The sequence below is a fragment of the Rhizobium sp. AN6A genome, from assembly GCF_900215635.1.
GTDB classification, from domain to species: Bacteria; Pseudomonadota; Alphaproteobacteria; order Rhizobiales; family Rhizobiaceae; genus Agrobacterium; species Agrobacterium tumefaciens.
Genome location: NZ_OCNC01000001.1, coordinates 1 through 25,744, shown reverse-complemented (window position 1 = coordinate 25,744; position 25,744 = coordinate 1). Strand labels below are relative to the sequence as shown.

At 59.3% G+C, this 25,744-nt stretch carries 21 protein-coding genes and 1 pseudogene; 19 read left to right on the top strand and 3 right to left on the bottom strand.

Annotated features, from left to right (window positions below; all coding sequences use genetic code 11):
- Nucleotides 1-151 precede the first annotated feature (151 nt).
- Nucleotides 152-346: a hypothetical protein gene (locus CRO62_RS26950; RefSeq protein WP_143539358.1), complete on the top strand. Its 195-nt coding sequence runs from the start codon at nucleotides 152-154 to the stop codon at nucleotides 344-346.
- A gap of 27 nt (nucleotides 347-373) precedes the next feature.
- On the opposite strand, the gene CRO62_RS00105 is transcribed toward CRO62_RS26950, so the two are convergent.
- A complete protein-coding gene (locus CRO62_RS00105; protein WP_097098645.1) occupies nucleotides 374-2,743 on the bottom strand; it encodes a DUF1989 domain-containing protein in 2,370 nt (789 codons plus the stop codon).
- 292 nt (nucleotides 2,744-3,035) lie between these two features.
- On the opposite strand from CRO62_RS00105, the gene CRO62_RS00100 reads away from it, so the two are divergent.
- Nucleotides 3,036-4,820, top strand: coding sequence for an APC family permease (locus CRO62_RS00100; RefSeq protein ID WP_097098858.1), 1,785 nt, complete (start codon nucleotides 3,036-3,038; stop codon nucleotides 4,818-4,820).
- 338 nt (nucleotides 4,821-5,158) lie between these two features.
- On the opposite strand, the gene CRO62_RS00095 is transcribed toward CRO62_RS00100, so the two are convergent.
- Nucleotides 5,159-6,178 (bottom strand): AraC family transcriptional regulator, encoded by a 1,020-nt coding sequence (locus CRO62_RS00095; protein WP_097098643.1) that lies wholly within the window; start codon nucleotides 6,176-6,178, stop codon nucleotides 5,159-5,161.
- Between the two features lie 197 nt (nucleotides 6,179-6,375).
- On the bottom strand, nucleotides 6,376-6,600 hold the full coding sequence (locus tag CRO62_RS27385) for a hypothetical protein (RefSeq protein ID WP_323455403.1): 225 nt from the start codon (nucleotides 6,598-6,600) through the stop codon (nucleotides 6,376-6,378).
- 203 nt (nucleotides 6,601-6,803) lie between these two features.
- Here CRO62_RS27385 and CRO62_RS00090 point away from each other — a divergent pair, with 203 nt between their 5' ends.
- From CRO62_RS00090 to CRO62_RS00005, 17 genes and pseudogenes are all read left to right on the top strand, one after another.
- Nucleotides 6,804-7,877, top strand: a complete 1,074-nt coding sequence (locus CRO62_RS00090) for an APC family permease (RefSeq protein ID WP_323455402.1) — start codon at nucleotides 6,804-6,806, stop codon at nucleotides 7,875-7,877.
- Between the two features lie 86 nt (nucleotides 7,878-7,963).
- On the top strand, nucleotides 7,964-9,904 hold the full coding sequence (locus CRO62_RS00085) for a primary-amine oxidase (RefSeq protein WP_097098640.1): 1,941 nt from the start codon (nucleotides 7,964-7,966) through the stop codon (nucleotides 9,902-9,904).
- Nucleotides 9,905-9,961: 57 nt separating this feature from the next.
- Complete coding sequence (locus tag CRO62_RS00080; RefSeq protein WP_097098637.1) at nucleotides 9,962-10,675, top strand: sulfite exporter TauE/SafE family protein; 714 nt, start codon at nucleotides 9,962-9,964, stop codon at nucleotides 10,673-10,675.
- A 953-nt stretch (nucleotides 10,676-11,628) separates the two neighbouring features.
- Nucleotides 11,629-13,557, top strand: a complete 1,929-nt coding sequence (locus CRO62_RS00070) for a methyl-accepting chemotaxis protein (protein ID WP_097098632.1) — start codon at nucleotides 11,629-11,631, stop codon at nucleotides 13,555-13,557.
- 1,527 nt (nucleotides 13,558-15,084) lie between these two features.
- Nucleotides 15,085-16,206, top strand: a complete 1,122-nt coding sequence (locus CRO62_RS00060; RefSeq protein WP_179784407.1) for an ABC transporter substrate-binding protein — start codon at nucleotides 15,085-15,087, stop codon at nucleotides 16,204-16,206.
- A gap of 54 nt (nucleotides 16,207-16,260) precedes the next feature.
- On the top strand, nucleotides 16,261-17,130 hold the full coding sequence (locus tag CRO62_RS00055; protein ID WP_097098627.1) for a branched-chain amino acid ABC transporter permease: 870 nt from the start codon (nucleotides 16,261-16,263) through the stop codon (nucleotides 17,128-17,130).
- Nucleotides 17,127-17,996 (top strand): branched-chain amino acid ABC transporter permease, encoded by an 870-nt coding sequence (locus CRO62_RS00050; RefSeq protein ID WP_038497140.1) that lies wholly within the window; start codon nucleotides 17,127-17,129, stop codon nucleotides 17,994-17,996. The genes CRO62_RS00055 and CRO62_RS00050 overlap by 4 nt, the downstream gene beginning before the upstream one ends.
- Nucleotides 17,993-18,739, top strand: coding sequence for an ABC transporter ATP-binding protein (locus CRO62_RS00045; protein WP_097098625.1), 747 nt, complete (start codon nucleotides 17,993-17,995; stop codon nucleotides 18,737-18,739). The genes CRO62_RS00050 and CRO62_RS00045 overlap by 4 nt, the downstream gene beginning before the upstream one ends.
- A 2-nt stretch (nucleotides 18,740-18,741) precedes the next feature.
- Nucleotides 18,742-19,482 (top strand): ABC transporter ATP-binding protein, encoded by a 741-nt coding sequence (locus tag CRO62_RS00040; RefSeq protein WP_097098622.1) that lies wholly within the window; start codon nucleotides 18,742-18,744, stop codon nucleotides 19,480-19,482.
- A gap of 12 nt (nucleotides 19,483-19,494) precedes the next feature.
- Complete coding sequence (locus tag CRO62_RS00035; protein WP_097098620.1) at nucleotides 19,495-20,247, top strand: IclR family transcriptional regulator; 753 nt, start codon at nucleotides 19,495-19,497, stop codon at nucleotides 20,245-20,247.
- Nucleotides 20,244-21,341, top strand: a complete 1,098-nt coding sequence (locus CRO62_RS00030) for a DUF917 family protein (RefSeq protein ID WP_097098618.1) — start codon at nucleotides 20,244-20,246, stop codon at nucleotides 21,339-21,341. Before CRO62_RS00035 ends, CRO62_RS00030 begins: the two co-directional genes overlap by 4 nt.
- Nucleotides 21,341-21,712, top strand: a complete 372-nt coding sequence (locus tag CRO62_RS00025; RefSeq protein ID WP_097098615.1) for a glutathione S-transferase family protein — start codon at nucleotides 21,341-21,343, stop codon at nucleotides 21,710-21,712. The genes CRO62_RS00030 and CRO62_RS00025 overlap by 1 nt, the downstream gene beginning before the upstream one ends.
- A complete protein-coding gene (locus tag CRO62_RS00020; protein WP_179784405.1) occupies nucleotides 21,709-21,951 on the top strand; it encodes a glutathione binding-like protein in 243 nt (80 codons plus the stop codon). Before CRO62_RS00025 ends, CRO62_RS00020 begins: the two co-directional genes overlap by 4 nt.
- Nucleotides 21,948-22,244: a hypothetical protein gene (locus tag CRO62_RS27380; RefSeq protein ID WP_323455401.1), complete on the top strand. Its 297-nt coding sequence runs from the start codon at nucleotides 21,948-21,950 to the stop codon at nucleotides 22,242-22,244. Before CRO62_RS00020 ends, CRO62_RS27380 begins: the two co-directional genes overlap by 4 nt.
- Before the next feature lie 111 nt (nucleotides 22,245-22,355).
- Complete coding sequence (locus tag CRO62_RS00015; RefSeq protein WP_323455400.1) at nucleotides 22,356-23,267, top strand: hydantoinase/carbamoylase family amidase; 912 nt, start codon at nucleotides 22,356-22,358, stop codon at nucleotides 23,265-23,267.
- A pseudogene (locus CRO62_RS00010) lies at nucleotides 23,249-24,911 on the top strand (urocanate hydratase). Before CRO62_RS00015 ends, CRO62_RS00010 begins: the two are co-directional and overlap by 19 nt.
- Nucleotides 24,908-25,744: molybdopterin-dependent oxidoreductase (locus tag CRO62_RS00005; RefSeq protein WP_179784404.1), on the top strand; the 837-nt coding region annotated here is incomplete at its 3' end. The pseudogene CRO62_RS00010 and the gene CRO62_RS00005, both read left to right, overlap by 4 nt.

Sequence of the window (25,744 nt, the reverse complement as noted above, 5' to 3'; positions counted from 1 at the left end):
TAACGCATCCGCCACAACAAGGGTCGCTATATTTGGGTACGGAAACCACCGGTGACGTCTGGGGCGTAAACGGCGAGCTTCTCTATCTCGAACGCAGCATCATCAACATCGAATCCCTCTACTAGGGCGTATCGAACAACAGACCGACGACATGCGCGCGACCGCGACGCGCACCGCCGAAATCCTGCATTTCTTGTGCTCCCTGAAACTCCTCGCTGGCGCCGATCGGCGCAGAACGACACGCCTGGTGCTTGCCTGGCGTTCTTTCCTCGGAATGCACACGCGCGCGAAACATTCCGATGCCGTCGCGCGGCAGTTTTCGATGGCGCAGCACAAATCGGACTGACCGCTCGCCACGGCGAGAGCTGCTCCCTCACGACCTTGGCTTGAGCTTCTGCGGATCGTAGTGCGCAAACGGCACGATCCTTGCTGGAAGCCGCTTCTGCTGGCCATCCAGCTTGCCGATCTCTACGTCGGTGCCGATTTCCGAATGCAAGGCATCCATCCGCGCCAGCGCGATTGTCTTCTTCAGAATCGGTGAACGCGTCGAACTGGTCACGACACCGACCTGTGCCCTCCCTATATGCACCGTATCGCCGTGGCCAACGTCGTCGTTGGCGTCAATATCAAGGCCGACCAACTTGTAGCGCGGGTTCTCTTTGCGCTTGATCAGCGCCTCGCGGCCGATGAAATCCTCGGTTTTCGACTTCAGCGGCACGGTAAAGCCGATGCCGGCTTCGAAGGGATCGGTCTGGTCGGAGAAGTCATAATGGGCGAACACCAGCCCCGCCTCGATACGCACCATATCGAGCGCTTCCAGTCCCATCGGCTTCAGCCCGTGCTCCTGGCCAGCCTCCCAGACAGCGTCGAATACGGTGAGCGCATCCTTGGGATGACAGAAAATTTCATAGCCGAGTTCGCCCGTATAGCCAGTGCGCGAAACGACGACCGGCGCGCCTTCGAAATGACCGATGCGGCCGACGGCGAAGCGGAACCATTCGAGTTCACCGATCGACGGCTGCATCGGGGCTGTCCAGACGATCTGCTTGATAATGTCCCGGCTTTTCGGTCCTTGGACGGCGAGGTTGTGCATCTGGTCCGTTGAGGAGCGCACCCAGGCTTTATATCCCTTCTTCTCTGCCTGCTCGCGCAACCAGATACCGCTGACGTCATCGCCGCCGATCCAGCGGAAATTGTTCTGGCCGAGCCGGAACACTGTGCCGTCGTCGATCATGCCGCCATTCTCGTAGCACATGGCCGTGTAGACGACCTGTCCGGGCGAAAGCTTGCGGATGTCTCGAGTGAAGCAATATTGCAGCAGCGCCTCCGCGTCAGGCCCCGTCACCTCGAATTTCCTGAGCGGCGAGAGGTCCATGACTACGGCGTTTTCACGGCACGCCCAGTATTCCTCGATCGGCCCTTCATTGTTGAAGCGGTTGGGCAGCCAGTAGCCGCGATATTCGACATGGTTGCGGGTAAGGCCCGAGAAACGGGGATGGAAAGCGGTTTCTTTGGTCATTTCGGGCTCTGCATCAGGGGTCATTCGGATGGCGACGGCGCGCGAGAATGTCTCCTTGTCCGAATAGGTGCGGACATGGATATCTGTCGGATCCCAACCGTTTGCCGCGTCGATATCGTCCGGGCAAGACGACGAGACACAGACGAGATCGGTCAGCGCCCGCATCAGCACGTAGTCGCCCGGCCGCGACCAGGGCTCGTCCAGATAGAGCTGATTGTGATGATCAACATTGGTGTTGTAGAAATAATTGAGCGCCTCCCAACCCTTGCGCGGGGCAATGCCGAAGGGCGCCAGCGCATCGTTGAAGTTTTCGGTGCAGTTGACATGCCCAGGATACCCCATGTCGTCGTAGTAGCGCGAGTTGCAGGCAGTAGCAAAGGCATCGTGGCGTCCGACCGTGTCCTGCACGATCTCCACCAGGGGCTCGAAATCCCGGTCGAACGCCTTGGATGGCAGTCCGGGCATCGGGTAGCTGCGCCCGAGAAGCGTGCGGGTCACCGTCGCATCGAGAGCGAGATCCAGTCCCTTGTCGACCTTGCGGGCCGAAAAAGCCTGAAAATCCGTACATTGCCTGCCCGAGACATCGATCACCTGAATGAACTCGCCGGCCCGCACGAAATAGGCCGAAGCCCGTGCCGCCCGAATGCGCAGATCCTGTATCGGGTCGGCCATCGGTTCCGGCAGCATGTCCACGTAAGTCCGTTCGATTGTGGACCGGGTGATCAGTAGTTCGAGCGCTGTCGCGGTGTTCTGTTCTTCCAGGTCCATTGGCGGCGCCGGAGCCGCGACGATCAGCAGGCCGTCGAGCGTTATCGTCAATTCCGCGGAGGCGCCCGGCGAAGAGTTTTCACCGAACAGCACCAGCGCTTGTGCGCCTGAGGGATCGACATTGCGCCGTTTCAAGGCGGCGAGCGTCCGTCGTGCGCTGTCTTCGTCCCGCCCGAGAATTTCCAGAAGTCCGTCGGCGGGCCGCGCGAAGGAGACACCGAGGCCGGCAGCGTTGAACCGGCCGCCGGCGTCGACGAAACTCGCTTCACAAAGCTGTCCGCCTTCGACGTCCTTGATAACAACCCGGTCGCCGGCGGCAACCTTGACCACCGTCGTGCCACGCCCCCTGACGCGGTATCGCTCAACACCGGGCATCAGCGTCGGAATACCCGGCCGCAAAATCGTGCTTGGTCTTGGCGGCATCAGTGCGCCTGCAGATCGTCCGGAATTGTCCATCTCAGCTCCCGCCCGGTGGCGGACGCGCTTCGCTGCCCCGAACGCGTCCTTCTTTGAACCGGTATTATGGCAAAACTATCCTATGAGACGCAGCGGAATGTAAAGAGATACTTGACCTAAAAGAAAAAAAATTCACTATGAGAAAAAGTTGCGGACTCGAAATTGCAATTGGGAACAGATGGCGACACTGCAAAACGCAGGCGCCATCCAGCGAGAAACCGCAGCAAGAACCATCCTATTGGGGACGCGCGCACACGCGCTTCACGGCAAAAAACTGGTCGAGGAGACTATTATGGCTTCTATCGTTGAGACCGAAGAATCGGCTGCCCCGGGCACGGGGTTGATTCGTGCGCTGGACTGGAAAGGGGCGTTTTGGGTCGCCGCCGGCGTACCGCCACTCGTGCTGTTTTCCATCGGCGGAATTGCAGGCACGACGGGCAAGCTCGCCTTCGTTGTCTGGATTATTTCCATGGTAATGGGCTTCCTGCAGTCCTTCACGTATGCCGAAATCGCGGGCATGTTCGGCAATAAATCGGGCGGGGCATCAATCTACGGCGCCACTGCCTGGCTGCGTTATTCGAAATTCATCGCACCGCTCTCGGTATGGTGCAACTGGTTCGCCTGGTCGCCGGTTCTGTCTCTCGGCTGCGCTATCGCAGCCGGCTACATCCTCAATGCTCTGTTCCCGATTCCTGGCGCCGATAGTCCGGCCGTCATGGAGTGGATCAATGCCAATATGGCAACGTTAGCAGCGGACAGCCCGCGCGTCTCCGAATGGATTGCGGCACATGCCGGAAAGAGCCAGTCCGAAGCCATTTCGGCCCTGCTCTCGGCCGACGGCGTTGCAGCGCTGACGCCTCCGATCCGCAACTGGTCGCTTGCCAGCTTCGACATCCCGTTCCTCGCCAACGCCAACCTTAACGCCACCTTTGTTATCGGTGCCATCCTGATGCTGATCATCTTCGCGATCCAGCACCGCGGCATCCAGGGAACGGCAAGCGTCCAGAAGTGGCTTGCTATTATCGTTCTTCTACCGCTCTTGATCATCGGCCTCTACCCAATCTTCTCCGGCCAGATCGACATCGCCAATGTGACCAATCTCGTTCCGCCGACAGCCGGTTATTCTGGCGTCGATGGCGTGTGGAGCAACGGCGGCTGGACGCTTTTCCTCGGTGGCCTCTACATCGCGGCATGGTCAACTTACGGGTTTGAAACCGCCGTTTGCTACACCCGTGAACTGAAGAACCCGAATACCGACACGTTCAAGGCAATCTTCTATTCGGGCCTTCTGTGCTGCCTGTTCTTCTTCCTCATTCCCTTCACCTTTCAGGGCGTTCTCGGCCATGCAGGCATGCTCGCGCCCGGCATTGTCAATGGCACGGGTGTCGCAGAGGCTCTGGCAAGCCTTGTCCATGGCGGCCGCATCGTCACGCAGATCCTCGTGATCCTGATGATCATGGCGCTGTTTCTCGCTATCATGACGGCAATGGCGGGCTCGTCGCGCACCCTCTATCAGGGTTCGAAAGACGGCTGGCTGCCAAAGTATCTCGATCACGTCAATGAACACGGCGCACCTACTCGCGCCATGTGGACTGACTTCGCCTTCAATCTCATTCTGCTGGCCATTGCTTCTGACGTCGCTGGTTACTTCTTCGTGCTTGCCGTCTCCAATGTCGGCTACATTATATTTAACTTCCTCAACCTCAACGCTGGCTGGATTCACCGCATGGATGCCGGCCATATCCCGCGCCCGTGGAAAGCACCCACCTGGCTGATCGGTCTCAACACCGTTCTCGCCTTCGTCAACGCGCTGTTCCTCGGTGCTGGCGCCAAGGTCTGGGGGTATTCCAACGCACTCTGGGTCGGCTTCATCTTCGCCGCCCTGATCCTGCCGGTCTTCGCTTATCGTCATTACGTGCGCGATGGAGGAAAATTCCCGGAGGGCGCCATGGAAGACCTGGGCCTCGTCGGCCAGGATCTGGGTGTTAAGAAAGCCGGGATCCTGCCCTATGCAGCGCTCGCCGCCGGCCTTGCCGTCGTTCTCGCCGCAAACGCCTACTTCCAGCTCCCGGCCTGACCGGACAGCAGCCAGATAAGGCGGGCCGCGCATCGCAAGGTGCGCGCCCCGCCTGTTTCCATTCAAGAACCGGCAACACCCAAGACAACATCCTTGCCGATTGTAGGAAGGGTTGCAGGTCATATGCATCGGCCGGATGCCGGGTCCGAAAGCCAGAAAAGATCGCTCATCATGAGCATCCTTGCTTTGAACCTCGAACAAGCAAGAATCATGCAATAAAGACAATTCTTTGATCAGGTCCCCATCCTAGGCACAGGCTAACCATGAAGTTGCATCAGGAATGGTATCAGATCCCATGGCACGGAAAATTCGATCACACATGAAAGGCGACGCAGATGCTACACTGGCGACAGTCGAGCATCGTCGCGATAACGCGCGGGGGTGCTGCCGCTCAATTTCTTGAAGCTGCGACAAAAAGCGCTCGTCTCACTGAAGCGCATCTGCTCAGCAATAACGGGAATCGGGAGAGATGTGTTCGAGAGAAGCGTCTTGGCAATTTCTATCCGCACTTGATGTCGCAGGTCGATGAAGTTTACGCCCAGTTCGAGCAGCTTGCGTTGCAGGCTTCGCAGACTCATACCAAAAGCGTTAGCTGCATCCTCAGCATCCACAGGCGCTCCCCGCACCAGCGCCGCTACAATCCACGCCTTGATACTGGCGATGATATCAAGCCGTGCTTGGCCGTTCGTGATAACGTCGCTGATATCCGCTTCGATCCTGGCATGAAGCCGATCGTCCGCGCGCAGAATAGGAGCGTGAAGTTCGTGCGCGGGAAAATAAATGGCGTTCTCGCGGCGGCCGAAACGAAGTTTGCAGCCGAAATGTGACTGATAAGTCGGCAAATGCCCTTCGGCTGCATGCTCGAAGTCTATGCTGCTTGGTCGCCAATCATGGCCGATCGCAGCACGTAGCATCTTGCAGAACACGGTTTCCGTAAAGTCGGAATCCTGCGTGCGATTGCGCACCGTCATGTCGGTGATCGTATACGAGAAGCGCGCAATACCGTTATCTATAGTCAGAGCAGTGCGGGTATTGCTCTGCAGCACAGGAAAATAGCGGGTGAATTTTTCGATCGCCTCACCCACCGTGCCGGCCGAGCGGAAGAGCTTTGATAGGTCCCCCAAGCCATCGACTTCAAACAGCTTTCCGACATGAAGTCCAAGCAAGGGATCGCGTGTTTCCTCTGCCGCTACATCAAGCAGAGCCGTGAATGTAGCGAGCGGCAGAAAGCGCTGATTGCCGAACAGCGCGCCGCCTGCCAACCCGATCCGTGCTGCGATGACGGACCGGTCTATCCCATCCATCGTCGCCAGCGCTGTTTCGATTACCGTCGCGTCTATTACGCCCGAAGCTTCCATTGTCGCGCTCCTTCAAGCAGTGCACGAAGCAAACGGCGTGCCAGTTAGGATCACGATTTCAGCGCGTGAAGCAAATCACTTCCACTGCAATCTGGCGCAAATTGTCAATTACTTCGTCGCCACGACGTCATAGCGTGAGCAGAAGCATCAATAGAAGGCCCCGGCCTGAGTACTTATCCGTTCGCCTTGCGTAACGGTCACTGTATATTGCTGTCTTTTGAAGATATTTCAATCGAATAATAAACAATAAAAAAGGGGAATATGATGACGTTAGTTGAGGAAGATTTCAAACTTCGGAAGAATGCGGTCGGAATCTCGCACATCGTCTTCTTCGTTGTCGCCGCCGCAGCTCCTCTGACGGCCGTCGTGGGGGCGTCACCCGCTGCGTTTGCCTTTGGAAACGGCCCCGGCGTACCGGCCATGTACCTCCTGGTCGGCATGCTCTACCTGTTGTTCAGCGTCGGCTTCACCACCATGAGCCGCTTCGTCGGCAATGCCGGTGGGTTTTATCCTTATATCGCAGCGGGTCTCGGCCGGCCCGCCGGTGTCGCGGGCGCCTTCATCGCGCTGGTCACCTATTTCGCCATCGAAATCGCCGTGTTCGGTCTGTTCGGCTTCTTCGTCAATGACATCGTCAAGACGGCCCGGCGGTCCGAATATCGCCTGGTGGGTCTTCGCTGTGGCCCTTGCGTTGATCGTCCATGTTTGCGGACAGCGCAATATCGAGTTCTCAGGTCGGCTTCTCGGCTATTGCATGATCGGCGAGATCGCCATCCTGGCGCTTTTCTCGCTGAAGGTGTTCCTCATGGGCGGCGGGCCGGACGGCGTGACGCTGGCAGGCTTCGGACCATCGGCCATCCTCGCGCCCGGTATGGGCGTGGCGCTGGTTTTCGTGGTTGCCTCCTTCATCGGCTTCGAGGCAACGGTGATTTTCGGCGAGGAAGCGAAGGACCCCAAACGCACCATTCCGATCGCAACCTATCTCGCCATCGTCATCATTGCTGTCTTCTACGCCATCGTCACCTGGGCGGTAGCACTGCACTACGGACCGGAAAATATCGCCGCTGAAGCCAGTGCCAACACCGCAACGCTTTACCTTACTGCCGTTCAGGCCACGCTCGGGCATACTGCGGGGATGGTGATGGACGCCCTGCTTGTCACCAGTCTGTTTGCCTGCGCGCTCTCATTTCACAATACCATCAATCGCTATTTCTTCGCGCTCGGTCGGGAAGGCATCGCCTGGAAGGGATTGGCCCGCACGCACAGCAAGCACCAGTCGCCGCATGTGGCGGGCCTTGTCCAGACGATCCTCATTGCGGTTTTCGTTCTTGCCTTCGCGCTTGGCGGACAGGATCCCTACGCCGTTGTTTTCGCATGGATGGGCGCTTTCTCCAGCGTCGGCGTTCTTGTTCTGCAATCCCTCGTTTCGCTGGCCGTCATGGGCTTTTTCCACAAGGCTGCCAGTGGTGTGAGCCTATGGCACCGCGTCGTTGCGCCGTTTCTCAGCATGGCAGGGCTTATCGGGTGCCTGATCCTGATGATCATCAACCTGCCTCTCGTCAGCGGCTCGGAATCACTGGTCGTTGAAAGCTTCCCCTTGCTGGTTGGCCTGACAGGTGCGTCGGGAGCGGCTTTGGCCATCTGGATGAAGTCCCGCAAGCCCGACGTCTACGCCAATCTCGGTCGCGCTTTCGCCTGAACCGGGCGCTTTGGCACTGTGAACCTCAAATATTGGCGGCACGTCGTCCCGCGATCCGCCCTATCGAGCATGAAAAGGAATTTGACATGGATACCTGCTGCACGGCGTCACGGCGCCCAGCCTCGCCTGACGTCACCCATCCGCTCCAGTCTCTCACATCCGACGAAATCCGCCGCGCTGCGGCCATCGTCCGCACGAATCCGCCATATGGCGCTGACACCCGGTTCGAGACGATCCAGTTGCAAGAACCGTCACGCTCGGATGTCAGCGCCTTCCGACCGGGCGCAGGGATCGCCCGCAAGGCCTCCGTCAACGTCTTCAGCAGCAAGACCGTGAGCGTCACGAAAATGACGGTCTGCCTGGATAGCGAGACGATCCTTTCGGCGGAGGCTTGCCCCGGCCAACGTCCGATGATCCAGTTGGAGCAGTTCGTCGGGATCGAGGACATCGTGCGCGCCGATCCGGCCTTCATCGCCGCCTGCGCCAAGCGCGGCATCGCCGACATGTCGATGGTTTGCGTCGACCCGTGGTCGGCCGGCAATTTCGATATCCCCGGCGAGGAGGGGAGGCATCTGGCGCATGTCTTCGTCTGGCTGCGCCTGCGCGAGAACGAGAATTTCTACGCGCACCCGATCGAGGGCCTTAATGCCGTCGTCGATCTGATCGAGAACCGCGTGATCCGCGTCGATGACTACGGCGTGGTACCGGTTCCGATGATGGAGGTGAACTATGAGAACCAGTTCATCGAAACCTTTCAACCGAAAGCACGGCCGATCAATGTCGAGCAGCCCGAGGGCGTCAACTTCTCGTTCGACGGCAGGCGCCTAAACTGGCGCAACTGGTCGCTCGTGGTCGGCTTCAATGCTCGCGAGGCCCTGACGCTACATGACATCCGCTTTGACGGCCGACCTATCGCCCATCGCGCCTCGATCGTCGAAATGACCGTTCCCTACGGCAGCCCCGACAACGGTCATTTCAGAAAGAACGTGTTCGACATCGGCGAATATGGCATCGGCAAGCTGGCCAATTCGCTGAAACTGGGATGCGACTGCCTGGGCGTCATCCAGTATCTCGACGTGCACCTGAACACGATGGACGGCGAACCGTGGACGATCGAGAAGGCGATCTGCGTTCACGAGGAGGATTCCGGTCTGCTGTGGAAGCACATCGACTTTCGCACCGAGCGCACCGAGATCCGGCGCGGCGCCAAGCTGGTGATTTCAACCATCTGCACCGTCGGTAACTATGAGTATGCGCTCTACTGGTATCTCTTCCTCGACGGCATGATCGAGTTCGAGGTGAAGGCGACCGGCATCATCAATACCGCAGCCTGCCTTCCCGGCGAGCCCACCAAATACGGCCGCGAAGTCGCACCGGGCGTGCTCGGTCATATCCACCAGCATATCCTGTGTGCCCGGGTCGAAATGGCGGTGGACGGCGATGAAAATAGCGTGGTCGAATGCAACACCTATAGCGAGCCGCCGGGTCCGAAAAATCCCTATGGCAATGCTTTTTTCGAGGAGGAGACGATCCTTGCCCGGGAAAGCGAGGCGGCGCGGCGCGCAAACCCGGCCTCGCATCGCTATTGGAAGGTGGTCAATCCGAACAGCCTGAACCGCGTTGGCCGCCCGGTCGGCTACAAGCTCGAAGCCACCCATTGCGTCACGCCCTTCGTTCATCCCGGTTCCCCTTCCGGCAAGCGGGCCTCCTTCGTCGAGAACCATGTCTGGTTCACCCGCTACGACCCGCAGGAGCGCTACCCTGCTGGCGAATTCATGAACCATTCCAGCGGTCGTGGCGGACTTTCAGATTTCATCAAGGCGGATCGCCCGCTGGAGAACACCGAAGTCGTCATGTGGCATGTCTTCGGCTTGCATCATCCGGTACGGCTCGAGGATTTTCCGGTGCAGCCCTGCGTAACCACCGGCTTCAAGCTGATGCCGTCGGGCTTCTTCAACGGCAATCCCGCGATCAATCTCGCGCCGGAGATCAATCGCGCCAGCATGCCGGCCGAGGTCAATGCCTGACGGTGCGATGATTACAGGTAGGAACCGGACGCCTCCCCCGACGCGGGGGCGGCGACCATGACCCTGGCGACATTGCTTGCCAGCGGATTCCTGATGGGATTGGCCGGCAGCCTTCATTGCGCCGGCCTCTGCGGCGGCATCGCGTCCTCCCTTCTTCTCGCCACAAATGCCGGAGAAAACGGCGGCGTTGCGCGGGTCCGGGCAGTTTCCGCCCTGCAACTGGGTCGCGTGTTGACTTACATGCTAGCCGGGGCCTTCGTCGGGACGATTGGCGGTGCTCTGGATTTCATGCTACAATTGTCGCCAGCGCAACCAGTCCTTCGCCTTCTTGCAGCACTCTCCGTGGTCTCCAGCGGCCTATCCATTGCAGGCGTCCTACCAGCCTTTGGCAAGCTCGATGGACTCTTTCGGCGTTTTTTCATCGCCTCGACACGCCCCATGTCGCCAGCCTGGCAGCAGGCATCGCCGCTGCTTGCCGGGATGGGCTGGGGATTTGCGCCCTGTGCCATGGTGTACAATGCGCTTTTAACGGGCATGCTCGCGGGGTCGCCTCAGGGCGGAGCAATGTTCATGGCCGGGTTCGGCCTAGCCACCGTGCCCGCGGTCGGGTCCGTCGCCTTGGGCGTGAGTTTCCTCAAGTCCCGGAGCACTTCGTATCAAGCCCAGCCGAAAATACGCAAGGCGCTCGGTCTAGCGCTCTCGGGAATGGGACTTTTAGGCCTTGCCGAACCCGCGATGTCACTGTCCACACTCTGCCTGACGGGAAGTTGACTGAAGCATCGCGGTATCGCGTTCCGTGCGCTTCATGGTTACGTTTACAACGGCCGCGCAACGGACGGGCGGCGACTTCGTTGGCTTTGGCATGCGGCGCGGCCATGCGGCGGAGCCCAGAGGCGAGCATATCCAAGCCACCTGAGGCGACGATAGATGGTCCGTGGTGCGGCTCATATGTCCCGACGCCAAATGAAACTCTAGGACGACGTTGGCGGAACGAACTGCACGAATACCAAGCACATAAGTTTGTGTTTCGGCGTGCAAAATTTGTTTTGACGCATATGTGGAACGGCCCGGTTAGAAAGGTTTTTCAGCGCAGATCACCGTCGGACGGCGCTGTCATATGTCCGGCCTGTCAGCGCGGTCGTTGACCATTGGCCACGATAAGATCCGCGATGTCGATCGCCTGATCAGTTCTGCGCTTAAAGGCGCATTGAGTAGCGTTTGCGCAAAAGCGGCTTCGTCCGAAACCGATGCGACCTTGCAGCGCTTCTCATTTCTCGCCCACGGATCAGGCAAATAAAGCCTGCCGTCGATCAGCGCCTAACCGAAGCGGCTGGCATGAGTGACAAAAACGCCAATCTGGCAGTTCTTCCTACGCCGAGCGTCGAACGTTCTTTGCAGTCATCGCCTCCATGGGAGTCGTGCCGAGGCAGGGCGCAAAACATATGCTTTAATTTACGCTAAATAAACTAAACCGCTGCACCCTGTTTGGGTCAGAACAGGTATCAGGGTCGCCATGACGGGCGACGTCCTCTGTCATTTTCGTCCATCCATACCGAGCGCATCGCCGTATGATGTTTAGCTGATCGGATGTGTTGCAAGGATCGCCATCCAAAATTGTTGGCGACGCCGATTGGCACGGGAGGAGACCGGGCCGTTTCCGATAGCGGTTTCAGTGTAGGCAGACCTCGTCGTGCCGCTCGTGATTTCAATCATCGCGAGGGAATATGTCGTTTTTAGAGAACGCCAAAATACGTACTAAAATATTGTCGCTAATCTTACCTATATGCGCCGTTGGCATCGCCGCATCCCTGATTCTATCAGACCGTTTCCAAAAGGCCGATATAGCCTATTCAAACTTTATTACCAAGGAAGCCAGCGCAGCGGTGGATATGGCAAGGGCCAACAGGAACCTCGCCGCGGTCGCATACGGCGCCTATCAGACCCTCGCCTACTCGCAAGGAACCCCTGAGCTTGAGCGAGCTCGCGAGTTCTACAAGGCGAGCGTATCCCAACTTCAAGGTCGATTTGCTGACGTAAAGGCTGAGCTTCCCAATAGGGTGAGCGAGATTGACCCTCTCGCAGCCCGCGCAAGCAGCATTATTGCACTTACCGATCAAGCCGTTCAGCTTGGAAGCGCGGATCATGACGACGAAGCCATGAAAGTGCTCGCCAAGGCGGATATGCTTATTCTTCCCCTCGCGGACGATTTGAGGGATTGGCTGGGAGGGCTCAGAAAAGACGTCGAATCCGGCAGAATTCTGCTCGGCGACACAACAGCGCAGACAATTTTTTACTGCCTTCTGACGATCGCGATTGCTTTCGCTTTTGGCATTGCGGCAGCGCTGTTCGTTTCGTCGCGCGGTATCACTGCACCGATCGCCAGTTTGCGCGAACGGATGACATCACTCGCTTCGGGCGATACCGAATCACCGGTGGATGCCCAAGACCGCAAGGACGAGGTCGGGCAGATGGCGAAGGCGGTTGCCGTGTTCCGGGACAACGCAGTCGCCAACATTAAGCTCGAGCAGGACGCCGCAGCCAACCGGAGCCTTTCAGAAGAAGAGCGCCTACGCCAGGCTAAAGCTGACCGTGCCCGAGCCGAGGAGATGGCGCAGGCCACAGCCGGTCTGGGCGAAGGCTTGAAGCATCTGGCGGGTGGCGACCTGACGTTCCAATTGGCCGAGCCGTTCGCAGCGGACTTCGAGACGCTGCGCGCCGACTTCAACGCCGCCGTTTCGCAGTTGTCGGAAACCCTGCGGGCCGTAGCCGAGGCGACAGGTGGGATCGATACAGGCAGCCGTGAGGTCAGCGCCAGCGCTGACGATCTGTCCAAGCGGACGGAACAGCAGGCCGCAGCGCTGGAAGAAACAGCGGCCGCACTCGACCAGATCACCGTCAATGTGACCAACTCGTCCAAGCGTGCCGAAGAAGCCCGCAAGGTCGCGGTGCAGGCCAATGAGAGTGCGACCCAATCGGGCCGGGTCGTCGCCAATGCCGTCGATGCCATGCAGAAGATCGAGGCCTCCTCCAACCAGGTCTCCAACATCATCGGTGTCATTGACGAGATCGCCTTCCAGACCAACCTTCTGGCGCTCAACGCAGGCGTCGAGGCTGCAAGGGCGGGCGAGGCAGGCAAAGGTTTTGCCGTCGTCGCTCAGGAGGTCCGCGAGCTTGCCCAGCGCTCGGCCCGTGCGGCCAAGGAGATCAAGGATCTGATCCGAAACTCCTCGATCGAAGTGCAGAGCGGTGTCAAACTGGTCAGCGACACAGGCGAGGCGCTGAAAACCATCGAGGGCTACATTGTCACTGTCAACCAGCACATGGAATCGATTGCCACATCGGCCAGGGAGCAGTCCGTTGGTCTGGCCGAGGTCAACACGGCCGTCAATCAGATGGACCAGGTGACCCAGCAGAACGCGGCAATGGTCGAGGAGACGAGTGCAGCCGGCGCGACGCTTGCCAACGAGAGCGGAAAGCTGCGCGAACTGATCTCGCAGTTCCAGCTTGGTGGCGCGCTTCGTCACACCGCATCCGTGATGGCCGCGAGCCCTGCCCATCGCCCGGTGCAGTCACCCGTCAGGAAACTGGCCGGCAAGGTGGCCAAGGCATTTTCTGGCAATGCCGCCGTCAAGGAAACGTGGGAGGACTTTTGATGAGCGGCCCACTGCACGGCCGCGATCCGGCACGGCCGCGATGCTGGAGATCATCGCGTTCCGATTGCACGATCAGGAGTTCTGTGTGCGCACGACGATGGTAGAGGGCTCCGTGTTGGTTTCCCGCTGATCAACGGTTAATCACAAATGTGAACCCCGACTGTTACCGGGTGTTTCTGATTGTCGTGGCAAGGGCGCCCGCCAGGCACGCGACGGGTGCGTCCGAAGGCAGCCCATGCTGAGCCATCCATCTGAAACCGTCGCGCTGAGCCTATTGGACCACCCCCTGGACAAACCGATCGACCGCCACAGTGTAGCTTCCTGGTTTGCCGAGATCTTCGTTAATGGCGGAATGGCTCTTGGCGACCGGCAGCACTGTGGCGCGAACTCCGACCGTTCTGGCCCTGGCTTCAAAGTCTTCTGCCTGAGCACAGGACGTGCGTCGTGTTGACGAACACACAAGCAGCATCGGTCGCGCTGCGGGCAGGAGCTGGGCTCTCAGGGATGGGCCTATAAGGGCCACGTTGCGCGACGCAGGGTATCGCGACTCCAAGTCCTGTGCTGTGTCTGAGCGGCTGACGGCCACAAGATACAATCCGGGGCGACTTTAGAATGGCTTGGAGTCAAGCGTCGGCTCGATTCGATCAAACCCATCAAGGTGGAATTTACTTGCCCGATCGGTGCCGCGATCGTTCCCCACAGACGCTCCAATTCGGACGCGCTGGCCGCCAGGGATCCAGACGACGAACTGGCCTATTTGCGATCCGTGCAGGCGCACATCACCCAGGCCCAAGGCAGTCCGGCAGCCGGCTGGTCAAGCCAGGGGCTAGCGCACCCCATTTCCATGCCTTGAATGCCTGGCTCGAAGTAGTCCGAGCCTGGATGAAGCGATTGCTGCTGCAAAAGGTTTCCTCAAGGGACGAAGGCTACATTCTTGCGAGCGCCGAAATTAAACCTCCCGTCCAACAAAGATGGTTCCGCGCGGCGTTGGTCATTGCGAGGCTCGTCGTATTTCCCGCATCAGAAGCGGCCAACACGTCCTATAGCGGAAGTAAGGGTGGATCGATCGTCGCCAGAGAAACTTTCACCTGCTGAGATGATTTCGTTAGTACGAGCAAAAAGTCATGCACTGCCACCATGGGAACAGCAGCACTCTTGGGCGCTGCCCGAACATTGTGACGCCAAGCCTATCCTGGGACTGCTCACGCAGGTCTGGGAAATTCTGTATTGGATCAAGAGGTGGGCACTATTGTTTGTCTGACAGCGGCAAGAAAAGCCGGTGCCGCCATTGAGCGTGTCGCTGCCACCCAATCCAGAGAGCCTGTTGTCCGCTTTTGCCGGTCAGCATGTTGGCAGCCGCGTTATCTGTACCCCTGAGATTGGCCTTCTGTAACGAACGGCCCAATTCTTCGCCCAAAAAACAAGCATAGCAAGAGTGTGGTCAATTATTGACTCGGTTCTCGCTAGATGGTAGTAACATCCACTAGGCGGAAGTTTTGTTTTGCGATCTTATTGAAGGGGGCATCCATGCATCGGTTCCTAAGTGTTGCTTTTATGAGCAGTGCAGCATTCATTGCTGGCAGTTGGCCAGTTCACGCCGACGTCAGAATCGGATTTCATGCACCCACCACGGGCTTTGCGGCTGCAGATGGTGCTTCGGCGCAGATCGCCGCAGAACTGGCTGTCGAAGATCTCAACAAAGCCGGCGGTATCGCTGGAGAGAAAGTCGAGCTCATCAGCTACGACGACCAGGCTCAGCCGCAACAATCAATTGCTATTGCCAACAAGCTTATTAATCAGGACGGAGTCTCGTTCGCGATTTCGGGGAGCTATTCCGAGCCGACCCGTGCAGCCGCAACGATTTTCCAGGAGGGCGGCATACCTTACATCGCGGCTTATGCGACGCATCCTGCAATCACCCAGGCAGGCGATCAGGTTTTTCGTCCGTTCAAACTCGGTCCGCAACAGGCAACGTCGGCTGCACATTTCATCGCCGAAAATCTCAAGCTGAAAAAAGTCACGGCCATCATCGTCGACAACGACTACGGGCAGACGGCGATCGGCGGGTTTCAGCAGGCGGTGCAGGACCTCGATCTCGATCTGATCAACACCTATACATTCGGAATGAAGGACCGTCAGTTCGGCTCCATCGTTGCAAGCGTCAAGCGCGACAACCCCGACGCCATCTTCGTGGCCGGTTATTTCTTCCACGGAGGGCCGCTAGCGATCCAGCTCCGTGCCGCCGGTATAACCGCGCCAATTATCGGCACGCAGGGATTCGATTCCGACAGTCTGATCTCCATCGCCGGTCAGGCAGCCGAAGGCGTCTATGTGATCAATGGGCTCAACCGTGACAATCAGGATGCGAGCTTTCAGCATCTGATGGAAGCGCTGAAAGCGAAAGGTGCTGAATCACCGTCTGTGGCTGCTGCTGTCTATTCAGCCTTCATGCTTTTGAACGATGCCTCCAAGCGCGCAAATTCGACCGATCCCTCGAAAGTTCGGAACGCTCTGCAATCGACGAAGGATTTTCCGCATTTCTACGGGGCACTGGCCGCCTTTAGCCCCGAGCGCGAGGCGCAGCTTCCGACGCCTGTGATCGAAGTTAAGAAAGGAAAATTCGTCTTCGTGACCGACATCGCGAACTGATTGCATCGCCGCAGGACGCTTCAACCCTCTCTCAACGCCCCTCGGGAGCAAGCCATGTATTATATCGAGCTGGCCACCCAGGGCCTGGTCTATGGCAGCATGTACGCGCTCATGGCCCTCGGCCTCACCCTGATTTACGGGCTGATGCGGATTCTACATATCGCGCATGCCGCTGTTTTCACCCTCGGCGCTTATGTCAGTGTCGTCATCACCAACCTTACCGGATCGCTTTGGTTCGGCGTTCCGACAGCGATCCTGGTGTGCTCTTTGACGGGCATGCTGATCTACAAGGTGATTTACGCACCGTTGCTCTCGCGCCCTCCGCTCGTACCACTGGTCGCCTCGGTGGGACTGCTGATCCTGTGCGAGGATGCTTTCAGGATCGTGTTCGGAAATCTCGGACTTTCGTTCAACGACAACCCCTATCTGTATATGACAGTCGGCATTGGCAATCTCACGATCGGCATCCTGCAACTGGTGATGCTCGTGAGTGCGGCGGTGATCCTCATCGGCTTCGGACTGTTCGTTGGCCTGACCCGAACCGGCGTTGCATGGCGCGCGACGCTTGCAAATCCTCAGATGGCGGCGACGTTCGGCATCGACATTCCCCGGGTTCATTATCTCAACTTCGCCATCGGTTCGGCTTTCGCCGGTATCGCAGGGGCGCTGATCGCTCTTCTCAACAATTATGTCGAGCCCGATATGGGCATGGTCGTCAGCTACAAGGCGCTCGCCATCATCGTTCTCGGAGGACTTGGCAGCATGCCGGGAGCTCTGGTCGGCGGTCTGCTGCTGGGCGTCGCTGAATCGTTCGGAACGGTTTTCCTAACGCATGTCCTTGATCGGGACGCCATTGCTGCCATTTGCCTCATCGCCGCATTGATGCTTCGCCCCGAAGGTCTTGTCCGGAGGGCAGCGGCATGAGCGGTTATCTCGTCAGTTTGGTTCCTCTGATCGGGATCAATGTCATCCTTGCGATGGGACTGAATGTCATCGCGGGATTCTGCGGTCAGATCAGCCTCGGTCAAGCGGCCTTCTACGGTATCGGGGCCTATTCAACGGCGCTTCTGGCACTTGCCGGCTGGCCCCTCTGGGCGGTTCTTCCCGTGGTGACGCTGTTTGTTGGTATTTGCGGCGTGGTGATCGGGCTGGTGTCGTTGCGCGTCAGACACGACTTCCTCGCCGTGACGACGATTGCTGTCAATTTTCTCTTTCTCGGGATCGTGCGCAAGAACGCGTTCCTGGGGGGAGAGGTGGGCCTCGCGGGCATTCCGGCCCACGGTCTCGGCCAATACGGTTTCGTGGCTTTGATCGTCGCACTCGTTCTCGCGACGGTTGCGCTTTGCATCTACATCAAATCGAGTTGGCTGGGATTCGCCTTCATCTCGATTGCCGAGGACGAACACGCGGCGCGCGCCATCGCCATACCGGTTCCCGCTTTCAAGCTGGCCGCGTTCTTTATCGCCAGCGCGCTCTCGGGATTGGCCGGTGGTTTGTATTGCTACTACGCACGATTCATTACGCCTGATGCCTTCAGTTTTCTTGTGTCGGTCTCGATCCTCGCCATGGTCGTCATCGGCGGCATCGGGTCGGTCTGGGGCGTCCTTGCCGGTGCGGTGCTGCTGACGCTTTTTCCTGAAGCTTTCCGTTTCGCCGGAGATTACAGGCAACTGATTTTCGGCGTCATGCTGGTGCTCGTCATGCGGTTCAGCCCGGCTGGACTTGCTGGTCTTGTCACGGCAAGCCTGGCAAAAGCCGGTCGGTCCCTGCACAGGAGGGCCGCAGCATGACGGCGATACTGGAAGCCAAGGGCGTCAGCATTTCGTTCGGCGGAATAAAGGCCGTGCAGGCCGTCGGGCTAGCGGTCGAAAAGGGTGAGCTCCTTGGACTGATCGGACCGAACGGCGCAGGCAAGACAACATTCCTGCGGTTGCTGACCGGCATCGTGCAGCCGATGTCCGGCACGATTGTACTGAACGGCAAGGATGTGACGCGCGCGCAGGTCGACAGGCGCGCACGCGCGGGCCTCGCAATGACGCACCAAATCGTCAGACCGTTTCGGTCGATGACGACCGTCGAGAACGTCATGCTGGCTGCCGGCCACAGGATGACTCGATCGCCCGTCAGCAGCCTGCTTCACCGCGACCGGGCGTCGTCGTCCCAGCGGGCCATGCACCTCCTTGGCAGCGTCGGTCTTGCGGATGTCGCTCACAAAGCCGCAGGTCTCTTGCCTTTGGGGCAGTTGAAGCGTCTCGAAGTGGCCCGTGCACTGGCTCTCGATCCGGATATCCTCCTGCTCGACGAGCCTCTGGCAGGGCTCAATCAAAGCGAGGCCACGACGCTTGGAGATTTGATCATCGGCCTGAACCGTGACGGCCTGACAATCGTGCTCGTGGAGCATCGGCTTGCCGAGGTGATGCGGATCGTCGGGCGGCTGGCCGTCCTCGATCAGGGACGCCTCATGGCGGTTGGCGAGCCCGCCGACGTGATGGCACGGCCAGACGTTCGCTCCGCCTATCTCGGAGGGCACTGACAATGTTGACGATCGACAATCTCACATGTGGTTACGGCGCGGTCATCGCTGCTGCCGAGGTCAGCTTTACCGTCGGCAAGGGAGAAATTCTCGCCATTCTCGGTTCCAATGGAGCGGGGAAAACATCGACCATCATGGCCGCCATGGGCCATGTGCGGGTGAGCGCCGGCACGATCAGGCTTGATGACGAGGACATAACCGGAAGGCCCGCGCAACACCGTCCCTTTCTCGGCATGTCCGTCGTTCCGGAAGGCCGCCGGCTCTTCAATGACCTCAGCGTCGAGGACAATTTGACCGTCGGCGGATATTCGCAGAGTCGCGCGCAGGCGCGCAAGCTCCGTGAGCGGGTTTACAGTCTCTTTCCACGTCTTGCGGAAAGACGGAGCCAGACAGCAGGCCTGATGTCCGGGGGCGAGCAACAGATGCTGGCCATCGGGCGCGCCCTGATGACATCGCCGAAAGTGCTCTTGGTCGACGAATTGTCGCTCGGCCTGATGCCTAAGATGATCGACCTTTGCCTGGAGACCATTTCCCGTTTGAAGTCCGAAGGGCTGGCGATCGTTCTGGTCGAGCAAAACACGGATCGCGCACTTGATATCGCCGACCAGGTCGTTGTCCTCTCCTCAGGGCGAGTCGTCGGTGCTGGTACGCCGGCGGAGATTCGCGGGACGGAAAATTTCTTTGGAACCTATCTCGGGCTCGACACCGCCGAAGCAAGCGGCAGTTCAGTCCCCAGGGCGTAGTAGGAGACCCCCATGGACGATGAAAAAAAAACGGAAACGACCAAGCGGGATGGCGGGAGTCAGGACCGTGCGACGGTCAGGTCCGTCGAGCGTGCATTCGATCTTCTCGGATGCTTCAGCGCTGAACAGAAGACCATTACGCTTACGGAAGCCGCGCGTGCCGTCGATCTTCCGCTAAGCACCGTTTCGCGGTTGCTCGGAACACTCGAAGCCTCCCGGTTTATACGTCGGCTTGCCGATGGCCGCTACATGCCAGGCGGACGGTTGCTGCGGATCGGTGTCGTCGCACTGCATGGGGTGGAGCTTTACGATGTCGCCGAGGAATATCTGGAGCGTCTGGCCAGTGTGACTGGGGAATCGGCCAATCTGGCAATTCCCACCAATGACGGGCAGGTTCTGTATCTTCGCCAGGTGGCAAGCCGCCACTCCGTGCGTCACGACAACTGGATCGGCCGATCTGTCCCGCTTGATGGAACGGCGATAGGCGATGCGATTGCCGGCAGGGTGAACGCGGACGGTTTTTCCCTCCGGACCACGACGCTCGAACCGGACGTAACCGCTGTGGCTGTACCCGTTTATGGCGCGGACGCCCAGATCATTGCCGCCCTAAGTGTCACCAGCCCCAGCTACCGCGTCGATGAGACCTTCATTGCGCGCACAGGCGATCGGCTGGTCGCGGAAGCACAGGACCTGTCGTCCCATCTCGGGGCACCCGCATGGGCCGGGAAAAACCCGCCTGAAACCCGCCAAAGAGGTTTGAAATGAAACGGAAGCTGACGCGGCAAGACGTTGAGCCTGCAATGATTGGGGGTCTCCTGCTTTCCGCAGGCGGCAGCGGTGTGGCCCGCTCGCTGGAGCGGCATGACCTTGCGGCGGAAGTCGCGCTTGGCTATGGCGACATCTCCCTGGTCTCCGTCGATGCGCTGGATCCAGATGGCTACGTCCTTATCTCCACTTCGGTCGGTGCTCCTGGATTTGCCAAGCCGGAACTTGTTTTGCGCGATCATGTCGATGCCGCCCGGTCTCTCATCGAAAGGCTCGGGAAAAAGCCGGACGGGGTCATTTGCGGCCATGTCCCGGGCTTCAATGGCTGGCTCGTCGCAGCCGCTCTCGATATTCCATATATCGATGCAGCAGCCAACGGACGCGGTCACCCGACTGTCCAGATGGGTGGCATGGGATTGGCATCCAAGTCGGATGCGTTTCTGTATCAGGTCGCCCAGGCCGGCTACACGGAAACCGGCTCGAAAATCTCGGTGATCGCGCAAGGCAATTTGGTCAAGACCTCGCAAGTGATGCGCCACGCCGCCATCATCAGCGGCGGGCTGGTCGCCTCTGCCCGAGGGCCATACGAAACCTCATTCGTGGCTGCGAATGCTGCCCTGGGCGCAATCAGTTTCCAGGTCGACCTTGGCAAAGCTATGCTGGAAGCAGCGCCTGGCAGCGCTCGGATCCGCGCCGCCGCCGATTTCATGAAGGGCGACGTTCTGGTTACCGGTACCGTGCTCGAGAACAGCGTGGTTTACCGCAATGGCTTCGACGTCGGGCGGCTGGTGATATCGGATGGCGCACGCGAAATTGTTCTTGGGATCTACAATGAATTCATGACCGCGGATCGCGATGGCCAGCGGGTCGCGACGTTTCCCGACATGATCGGATCGCTCGACCCGGTTACGGGTGATCCGATCGCCATTGCCCAGCTTCCGGAAGGTGCTGAGGTTTCCATCGTCGTCGCCAATCGCTCAGGTTTCCCGTTGGGCAAGGGCGCCCTCGATCCAAGCGTTTTTGCGGAGGTCGAGGAAGCCCTCGGTGTCGATCTGTTTTCCTACCTTGAAACGAATAGTGAAGTCTCCGAATAATGATCACGCTTTACGATAGCAAGCTTTCCGGCAACGCCTGGAAGGTTCGCCTGCTCCTACGTCACCTGGGTCTCCCGTTCAAACGGGTGACGATGAATCTCGCGGAGGGCACGCATAAGAGTGCCGATTTTGAGAAGCTCAGTCGTTTTCAACGCGTCCCCGTCGTCGGGCTGCCGGACGGAACGCATCTGAGCGAATCCGGCGCGATCCTGCTGCATTTCTCAGAAGGAACGGATCTCCTTCCGCAGGACCCGAAGGGGCGCGCCGCCGTCACCGCATGGCTGTTCTACGAGCAGGCCGATCTAGGCCGTTTTCTGGCGTATCCACGGTTCTATGCGATGACCGGCCAGACGGATGCGCAAGCCGAGTGATCTCGCACTATCACGGCATCGTCGCAGCGGCCCTGGCGCCGGTCGAAAGGGCACTCGGCGAACATCAATGGCTTCATGATCATGGTCTGAGTGCTGCGGATTTTGCTCTCTACCCTTACATCCGTCTGTCGCCCGAAGGTGGGTTTGACCTGTCGACCTGGCCGAATGTCCAAGCGTGGATTGCTCGCTTCGAGGCGCTGCCTGCTTACGAAGCGCTGGTCGCCGGAGGCCAACAATGACTGTCCGTGATCCAACTTCCAATTCGGCTGTCAATGCGGATCGGCTCTGGCAGGACCTGATGACCCTTGCCGATATAACGGAGCCGGGTCGCCCCTATACGCGCCGTTCGTTCAGCTCCTGCTTTCTGGAGGGACGGTCTTGGATCGAAAATCGCTTCCGCGAAGCTGGGATGAGCGTGTCTTACGACACCGCCGCGAATCTGATCGGCCGTCTGGAGGGGAGCGAGCCGGATCTTCCGCCCGATCGCGATTGGCTCGCATTCGGATACAGTGCCATCCGGAGGTCGATTTGACGGGCATTCTCGGCGTGCTCGCTGGACTGGAGGTCATCCGCACCCTGCGCGAACGTAATATCCATACGCGTCACCCGATCGAAATAATCGACTTTCTGGCCGAGGAGCCGAGTGAATACGGCCCTCTCGTGCGTCGGCAGCAGGGCGCTGTCGGGACACCTGCCGGAGCATTTCCTTCCGTTTGAGAATTCGCAGGGTGAGACGCTGGGGCAGGCAATAGCTCGGATCGGCGGACAGCCTGACAAATTGTTCCTGGCTCGACGCTCGGATCTCGCAGCCTTTCTCGAACTTCACATCGAACAGGGACGCGTTCTCGAAAGCAGTGGCACCGACCTGGGCATCGTTTCCAGTATTGTCGGTATCGTTCGTCTGGAGATCGAGTTTCTCGGGGCCGCGGATCATGCCGGAGCAACGCCGTTCGACCTGAGGCGCGACGCGCTGGTGGCAGCGGCATCGACCATCAGTTCGGTTCGCTCATCCGGTGAGCAGTTCGCAGCAGCGGGGAGGGGCTATTTCATAGCAACGACAGGAGCAATCCAAGTAGAGCCTAACGCAGCCAATGTCGTACCACGGCTCGCTCGCCTGATTGTCGAGGCCCGGGCTGAGGACGCAGCGCAACTTTCCGAATTTGTCGCGACGATCGACAAAGCGAGCCTGCATGCGGCGACCACAGCAAAGGTCGAACGAGCGGTGTTTCGTCAATTGTCGGATTCGTTGCCGGCCCACTGTGACCAGCGCCTGCGCGATCATATGCGTATGGCCGCATCTGATCTGGGATTGTCGACGCTGTCGATGGCAAGCGGGGCAGGGCACGATTCTTCCTTCGTCGCGCAGGTGGCGCCTATAGCAATGGTCTTCGTTCCCAGCCGGGAAGGTCGCAGCCACTGCCCCGAGGAGTGGACCCCGGCCCAGCAATGCGCCAACGGTGCGGCAATCCTTCTGGAAACACTGCTGCGCGTCGACGCCGACCAAGCTTTCAATCAATCGCGTCAGCAGCAGACACAATGCAAGGAACTCCAATGAAAAGTGAACGCAGCTTTCAAGCGATGCGCGGTCCAGACCTGCGGTGCAAGGGCTGGCGGCAGGAAACCATCCTGCGCCTGTTGGAGAACAATCTGGAGAACGCCGAGAACCCGGCCGACCTCGTGATCTACATGTCCTGGGCAAAAGCCGCGCGCGACTGGGAGAGCTTCGACCAAGCGGTTGCGGCGCTGAAACGTCTGGAGGAGGACCAGACACTGATCATGCAATCGGGTCGCCCTGTCGGCCTGTTCCCCTCGCAAGGAACGACACCGCTCGTCTTGATGGCCAACGGAAACGTGGTGGGCGGCTGGGCAGGAGACGACGACTTCCGCGCCCTTGAGCGCAAGGGTTTGACGATCATGCCAGGCATGACCGCTGCAGCATGGCAGTATATCGGCAGCCAGGGCATCCTTCAGGGACCTATGAAACATTCATGACCGCTGCCCGCCTTCATTTCGACGGTTCGCTCAAAGGCCGGCTGATCGTCACGGGAGGATGCGGAGGGATGAGCGGCGCGCAGCCGCTCGCGGGGCAACTCGCAGGCGCGGCCACGCTCGTCGTCGAGGTCGATGCGAGGCGCATTCAACGTCGCGTCGACACCGGATATTGCCAGCGACTGACCTACAGCCTCGACGAGGCACTCGCATGGTGTGACGAGGCGCGCAGTGCCGGCGAGGGCCTGTCCGTGGGCCTCGTGGGAAACATTGCCGACGTCCTGTCGGAATTGGTCACGAGGGAGATCACGCCGGATATCGTCACCGACCAGACCATCGCTGATCCCGTCGCCGGCTATGTGCCATCCGGCATGAGCACCAATCAGGCCGCGGACCTACGCCAATCCAATCCCGACTCCCTGAAGCAGCAGTCCAGCGCGACCCTTGCCATGCACGTCAAAGCGATGCTGAGGCTGAAGGAGCGCGGATCTCTGGTCTTCGAATACGGCAACAATCTGCGAAAATATGCGAAACAGGGCGGACTGGAAGAGGCATTCGGCTTTGGGTCCTTCATCGAACTTTTCATCCGCCCGCTGTTTTGCGAGGGGATTGGGCCATTTCGCTGGATCGCCGCATCCGGCGAGCCGGGGGACATCCACGCGATCGACGATCTGATCCTGCAGATGTTCCCGTCAGACCATCGCATATCGAGCTGGATCCGCACCGCCCGCGATCACGTCCAGTTCACCGGGCTACCGGCTCGCATAGGCTGGCTTGGTCTTGGGGAACGCAAACAGCTGGCACTCGCCGTCAATGATCTGGTCGCAAAGGGTGCTTTGAAGGGTCCGATTGCGTTTACGCGTGACCATCTTGATTCAGGCTCAGCAACCTTGCCGCATCGCGAGACGGAAAACATGGCCGATGGCTCGGACGCCATATCGGACTGGCCGATCTTGAACGCATTGCTCAATTGCGCATCTGGCGCCGATCTCGTGGCCCTGCACGGAATGGGCAACTGGGCACAGTCGGCGGGCGTGACCACTATCGCAACAGGCACGCAGGACGCCGCCAGCCGCCTGGCACGGGTGATGGACAATGATACCGGCATGGCGTGCTTCGTCACGCAAGCGCCGGATACGAAACAGCACGCACGAAGGCTCGGCAGGCAGGCATCGGCATCGCCGAACAGTTGCAAGGGAGCGTTCGGTGACCACTCCCACGTCGAACAGTCAACTGACGGCGACCCATTGGGGAACCTATTTGGTTGAGACCGAGAACGGTTGTCTGAAGGCTGTAGAGCCCTGGGCTGGGGATCCAGACCCGTCGCCGATCGGGCAATCCTTTGTTGGCGCGGTAGATGGACCGCTTCGGGTTAGCAAACCTTCATTTCGCCGGGAATGGCTGGAGCGAAAGGGATCACGTGCGGCAGGCCGCCGCGGCGCGGACCCGTTCGTGGAACTCGAATGGGATGAAGCGCTCGATCTGGTGGCGGGCGAGCTGCAGCGTGTGTGCGACGAGCACGGCAACGGCGCCATCTACGGGGGTTCTTACGGCTGGGCGAGTGCTGGGCGCTTTCATCACGCACAGGGCCAGCTACATCGGTTCCTGAATACGATCGGGGGCTATACCGGTTCCGTCAATTCCTACTCGTATGCTGCCGGCGAAGTTTTGCTCCCGCATATCATCGGCAGCATGAACGGCCTCACAGGCAGTCATTCGACCTGGGACGGCATCGCCAACGAGGGACGGTTGGTCGTTTGCTTCGGCGGCATCCCAAAGCGTAACGCACAGGTTCAGGCCGGCGGACTTGGCCGGCACGAAGTGCTGTCAGCCATGAAAAACGCCCGGGCGAGCGGCGTCCGGTTTGTCAATATCTCACCGGTTCGTGACGACGGTCCAGAGGGTGTCGAGTCTGAGTGGGTGCCACTCAGGCCGAATACCGACACCGCGATGATGTTAGCGATCGCCCATACTCTTCTCATGGAAGAACTGCACGACGTCGATTTTCTGCAGCGTTACTGTGTCGGGTTTGAAAAGTTACGT

Bases quoted from the DNA above. Each gene is read 5' to 3' on its own strand.
- CRO62_RS26950 (WP_143539358.1), top strand. From the start codon at position 152: ATGCGCGCGACCGCGACGCGCACCGCCGAAATCCTGCATTTCTTGTGC.
- CRO62_RS00105 (WP_097098645.1), bottom strand. From the start codon at position 2,743: ATGGACAATTCCGGACGATCTGCAGGCGCACTGATGCCGCCAAGACCA.
- CRO62_RS00100 (WP_097098858.1), top strand. From the start codon at position 3,036: ATGGCTTCTATCGTTGAGACCGAAGAATCGGCTGCCCCGGGCACGGGG.
- CRO62_RS00095 (WP_097098643.1), bottom strand. From the start codon at position 6,178: ATGGAAGCTTCGGGCGTAATAGACGCGACGGTAATCGAAACAGCGCTG.
- CRO62_RS27385 (WP_323455403.1), bottom strand. From the start codon at position 6,600: ATGGCCGGTACGCCGGGGCCGTTTCCAAAGGCAAACGCAGCGGGTGAC.
- CRO62_RS00090 (WP_323455402.1), top strand. From the start codon at position 6,804: ATGACATCGTCAAGACGGCCCGGCGGTCCGAATATCGCCTGGTGGGTC.
- CRO62_RS00085 (WP_097098640.1), top strand. From the start codon at position 7,964: ATGGATACCTGCTGCACGGCGTCACGGCGCCCAGCCTCGCCTGACGTC.
- CRO62_RS00080 (WP_097098637.1), top strand. From the start codon at position 9,962: ATGACCCTGGCGACATTGCTTGCCAGCGGATTCCTGATGGGATTGGCC.
- CRO62_RS00070 (WP_097098632.1), top strand. From the start codon at position 11,629: ATGTCGTTTTTAGAGAACGCCAAAATACGTACTAAAATATTGTCGCTA.
- CRO62_RS00060 (WP_179784407.1), top strand. From the start codon at position 15,085: ATGCATCGGTTCCTAAGTGTTGCTTTTATGAGCAGTGCAGCATTCATT.
- CRO62_RS00055 (WP_097098627.1), top strand. From the start codon at position 16,261: ATGTATTATATCGAGCTGGCCACCCAGGGCCTGGTCTATGGCAGCATG.
- CRO62_RS00050 (WP_038497140.1), top strand. From the start codon at position 17,127: ATGAGCGGTTATCTCGTCAGTTTGGTTCCTCTGATCGGGATCAATGTC.
- CRO62_RS00045 (WP_097098625.1), top strand. From the start codon at position 17,993: ATGACGGCGATACTGGAAGCCAAGGGCGTCAGCATTTCGTTCGGCGGA.
- CRO62_RS00040 (WP_097098622.1), top strand. From the start codon at position 18,742: ATGTTGACGATCGACAATCTCACATGTGGTTACGGCGCGGTCATCGCT.
- CRO62_RS00035 (WP_097098620.1), top strand. From the start codon at position 19,495: ATGGACGATGAAAAAAAAACGGAAACGACCAAGCGGGATGGCGGGAGT.
- CRO62_RS00030 (WP_097098618.1), top strand. From the start codon at position 20,244: ATGAAACGGAAGCTGACGCGGCAAGACGTTGAGCCTGCAATGATTGGG.
- CRO62_RS00025 (WP_097098615.1), top strand. From the start codon at position 21,341: ATGATCACGCTTTACGATAGCAAGCTTTCCGGCAACGCCTGGAAGGTT.
- CRO62_RS27380 (WP_323455401.1), top strand. From the start codon at position 21,948: ATGACTGTCCGTGATCCAACTTCCAATTCGGCTGTCAATGCGGATCGG.